Genomic DNA, 4,203 nt, shown 5'->3' with positions numbered 1-4,203 from the left:
GCACCGAGCGAGATCTGCTCAGACACAGCCTGCATGTGGTGAAGAAATTCAAACAGTGGCTTGGGTATCACTATCAGATCCGAGATTAGGCAGATCCGAGATTAGGCAGATCAGAAACGAGGGCAGATAAGAGTGATGTTATGAATTGGATACGGCGACGCTATTGGCACCACAAGCTAAAACACTCTCACTATCAATCACTGTTTGAAGCGAACGGTGGCAATGAGTATGTCTCACTGGATTGTGAAACCACCAGCCTGGACCCAAATCGGGCAGAGTTGGTGACCATCGCCGCCACCAAGATCATTGATAATCGCATTATCACCAGTCAGCCTTTTGAAGTTCGGCTAAGAGCCCCGCAGTCGCTCGACTCCAATTCGGTGCGTATTCACCGTATGCGTCACCAAGATCTAATCGACGGCATTTCAGAGAAAGAAGCGCTGAAGCAACTGCTTGATTTTATCGGTAATCGCCCACTGGTCGGCTATCACATTCGCTATGACAAAAAAATCTTAGACATCGCTTGTCGCAAACAGCTTGGTTTTCCACTGCCTAATTCGCTGGTGGAAGTCAGCCAGATCTACCACGACAAACTCGAACGCCACCTGCCCACTGCCTATATTGATTTGAGTCTGGATTCGATATGCCGTCATCTTGATCTGCCGATACAAGACAAACACGATGCACTGCAAGATGCCATTTCCGCCGCCTTGGTTTTTGTGCGCTTAACTCAGGGTGACTTACCAACCTTTACCACCCCACAGTAAAATACCCCCACCCTGACTCCCCTTCTTCGTTCCCCCAGCCCTTTATCCTAAAGTCTAATTGTGAAACTTATCTATCTGGCTAAGAGTTATAGGCATAACGAATTTCTTTGTTGGACGTTTTAAACGCCATCAAGGTGATTGCAGTATTCACAAGGAGAATTTGTAATGAGTGCAGCGCACATTTATCCGGTAAAAGAAAATATTAAAACTCATACCCACGCGGATAATGACACTTACCTGGCTATGTACCAACAGTCTGTCACCGCTCCAGAAGGTTTCTGGAGCGAACACGGTAAGATTGTCGATTGGATTAAGCCATTCACTAAAGTGAAACAGACCTCTTTCGACACCGGGCATGTCGACATTCGTTGGTTTGAAGACGGCACTCTCAACGTTTCAGCGAACTGTATTGACCGCCATCTTGCACAGCGCGGCGACGACGTAGCGATCATCTGGGAAGGCGACAACCCAGCAGAAGACAAAACGCTGACATTTAAGCAGTTGCATGAACAAGTGTGTCGCTTCTCAAACGCAATGAAAGAACAGGGCGTGAGTAAAGGTGATGTGGTTTGCCTTTACATGCCAATGGTGCCAGAAGCGGCGATTGCGATGCTGGCTTGTACTCGTATCGGCGCGGTACATACTGTAGTTTTCGGCGGTTTCTCTCCGGAAGCACTGTCAGGTCGTATCCTTGACTCAAACGCAAAACTGGTGATCACTGCCGATGAAGGTGTTCGTGGCGGTCGCGCAGTTCCACTGAAGAAAAACGTCGATGAAGCACTAACCAACCCTGAAATCAAAAACATCAACAAAGTGATTGTGTTTAAACGCACTGGCGGTGACGTTGCCTGGCATGAGCATCGTGACATTTGGTGGCACGAAGCCACGGCAAAAGTCTCTGCTGACTGCCCACCTGAAGCAATGAAAGCGGAAGATCCGCTATTCATTCTTTACACCTCGGGTTCTACCGGTAAACCAAAAGGTGTTTTGCACACCACGGGTGGATATCTGGTATACGCAGCCATGACCTTCAAGTACGTCTTCGATTACCAAGCGGGCGAAACCTTCTGGTGTACCGCTGATGTGGGCTGGATTACCGGTCACACATACCTGATTTACGGACCACTGGCGAACGGCGCGAAGACGATTCTGTTCGAGGGTGTGCCTAACTACCCGGATACCAACCGCATGAGTCAGGTAGTCGACAAACATCAGGTCAATATCCTCTACACAGCACCAACAGCGATTCGTGCATTGATGGCGAAAGGCGATGAAGCGGTAAAAGAGACTCATCGTAACAGTTTACGCATTATGGGTTCAGTCGGTGAGCCGATTAACCCTGAAGCTTGGGAGTGGTACTACAAAACCATAGGCAACGAGAAATCGCCGATTGTGGATACTTGGTGGCAAACCGAAACGGGCGGCATTTTGATCACCCCACTACCGGGCGCGACCGATCTGAAACCGGGTTCAGCAACACGCCCATTCTTTGGTGTACAACCAGCACTGGTCGATAACATGGGTGAAATCGTTGACGGTGCAACCGAAGGTAACCTGGTGATCCTTGATTCATGGCCGGGTCAAATGCGCACGGTTTATGGTGATCATGATCGTTTCGAGCAAACTTACTTCTCAACCTTTAAAGGCATGTACTTTACCGGTGATGGTGCACGCCGTGACGAAGATGGTTACTACTGGATCACCGGTCGCGTCGATGACGTACTCAATGTATCCGGTCACCGTATGGGTACCGCAGAGATTGAATCTGCACTGGTTGCCTTCGATAAAATTGCCGAAGCGGCAGTGGTGGGCGTTCCTCACGATATCAAAGGACAAGCCATTTACGCCTACATCACTTTGAATGATGGCGTTTATCCAAGCGCTGAACTGCATAAAGAAGTGAAAAACTGGGTGCGTAAAGAGATTGGTCCAATCGCAACACCCGATGTACTGCACTGGACAGATGCGCTGCCGAAAACCCGCTCAGGGAAAATCATGCGTCGCATTCTGCGTAAAATTGCCACCGGAGACACCAGCAACTTGGGCGATACCTCAACCCTGGCGGATCCAAGCGTAGTGGATAAACTGATCGCCGAGAAAGCGGAGCTGGTGTAACTATCCTACTCCACGTCACTCCTGCCCTCACAGCCATTCCTGCCTCGCTGTCATTTCTGCCTCGCCGTCATTCCTGCGAAGGCACTGAGGGATCCCCATTTATTGGAGTGGTCGACTTATTATTGAAGGGTAACCTATCGATAAAGCGGCCACTCCATTTCGAAACCATTGAAGTACACGCCTCAAAGGCGTGTCTTTTAAAATATTCTTCGCCAAGCTAAGGAATGATAAAACCCTCTTTGTTTTTAGTGAGTTAGCCTGATATCTATAGTGCTGATTCTGTCTTTCTGCTTCAAAACCAACTATCCAAAGCACCACTGTTGCTACACAAGCTATAAGGCTTAATACAGAGATTCTTTTTGTTCCTATGCTTTTGCTGTTCTGCCATGAAAAACCATACCTCTGACTTTTGTCATCACGGAAGTTTTGCTCTATTTGCATCCTTTTGCTGTAATAAATGACAGCAGTCTTCGCGGATAAATAGCTATCATTTGTTATTAATAACCATGGCTCATTGGCTATAGCTTTATATGTCTTTTCTGCATCAGGATAAATTTGGCTCTTTCTTCGCTTTTTATTGTGACGATTTTTCTTTTTCCCCTTAAAAAGGTGGAAAAAACCTTGGACCTGTGTTTTTGATGTTTTCCCCAATCGGCCTTTACCTAAGGTTTTAGGCTTGTCTGTTGCACTTATTGTGAGCTCTGATATTGATTTCCATGAATCTTCTTCCAACTGCCCATGAATATTCCCTCTTACTCTTCCAAGAAAAAACCACCCAAGCGATGCAACTTTATGAAACCAAGGTGTTTTAAAGCCTCCATCTGTCACTATGTAGACGGGTTTATCTTTAGGTATGATGGTGGTCAATGAATCTAAAAATTGATTATGAATATGTTCCTTTTCCTGATCCTCTTCGGCAACAACGGTATTAAAAATTGGGATGGCTCGGCCATCAACAAGCAGGCTGGCTCTGAGTAGCCAAAAGTCACGATTACAGCAACCACTCCAGTCCACCCCAATGATATAAAAAGGTAATTCTTTGAGAAAATGAGAAGAAATCGCTCCATATAGCTCAGTTAATTCATTATGGAGCTTGGTGTTGCTGAGAAATCTGTCCGCACGTTTTATTTTATGCTTTACATTTGAGCGACCTTCTAAATTACGCCCAATAGTGGTCAGGCTAAGTTCATTTCCTCGAATAAGGGCATTGCTACAATCGAACAATGATTTAACTCGAGCCTGATTAAAGTTCTTTAGAGATTTAGAAAGTGTTTTGTGGCAAAATTTTGTTATAAGCATGGCATCTTGAGTTGTGTTTTTT

At 46.3% G+C, this 4,203-nt stretch carries 3 protein-coding genes; 2 read left to right on the top strand and 1 reads right to left on the bottom strand.

Annotation, left to right across the window (positions count from 1 at the left end):
- Nucleotides 1-140: 140 nt before the first annotated feature.
- Together ACK5MF_RS19160 and acs are read left to right on the top strand one after the other, a co-directional pair.
- A complete protein-coding gene (locus ACK5MF_RS19160; RefSeq protein ID WP_416924109.1) occupies nucleotides 141-767 on the top strand; it encodes a 3'-5' exonuclease in 627 nt (208 codons plus the stop codon).
- A gap of 165 nt (nucleotides 768-932) precedes the next feature.
- On the top strand, nucleotides 933-2,882 hold the full coding sequence (acs, locus tag ACK5MF_RS19155; RefSeq protein WP_416924108.1) for an acetate--CoA ligase: 1,950 nt from the start codon (nucleotides 933-935) through the stop codon (nucleotides 2,880-2,882).
- A 99-nt stretch (nucleotides 2,883-2,981) separates the two neighbouring features.
- Here acs and ACK5MF_RS19150 read toward each other — a convergent pair.
- Nucleotides 2,982-4,203, bottom strand: a 1,222-nt coding sequence (locus ACK5MF_RS19150; protein ID WP_416924107.1) for an IS4 family transposase, incomplete at its 5' end; no start/stop codon positions are given.

The organism is Vibrio sp. (genome assembly GCF_047973365.1).
Taxonomy (GTDB): Bacteria; Pseudomonadota; Gammaproteobacteria; order Enterobacterales; family Vibrionaceae; genus Vibrio.
The sequence above is the reverse complement of the archived record's forward strand: the minus strand, read 5'-3'. Positions and strand labels throughout refer to the sequence as shown.